Here is a 264-nt window from a genome sequence, read left to right as displayed (position 1 = left end):
AATGAGGCCGACCATATCAATCTTGCGTCTGCCACGGGTGATCTGGCGGTCCCGCGTGTCGGTGAGGTCATCCGCTTCGAGGCCGCCACCTCGGTTGATTACGAGGTGGCGGAGGTTGTGTACCACATCGCGCAGGGTACCAACCTCCGACAGCGCATTTCTGTATTTCTCGCCCGTATCGGCTGAATCACCCAAACTCAAGGAGAAGAAGTAAATGCTGGATAAATCGATCATTGCTGAACGCCGTGCTCAACTCGACACGAT

Annotated in this window: 1 protein-coding gene; it reads right to left on the bottom strand. The window is 55.3% G+C overall.

The features are described from left to right. A partial coding sequence (locus AC1RPN_RS09020; RefSeq protein WP_481763849.1) for a hypothetical protein occupies nucleotides 1-234 on the bottom strand: 234 nt, incomplete at its 3' end. Between the last annotated feature and the right edge of the window lie 30 nt (nucleotides 235-264).

Source organism: Dellaglioa sp. CoH-57-MRSF-20 (assembly GCF_056781955.1).
The sequence above is the reverse complement of the archived record's forward strand: the minus strand, read 5'-3'. Positions and strand labels throughout refer to the sequence as shown.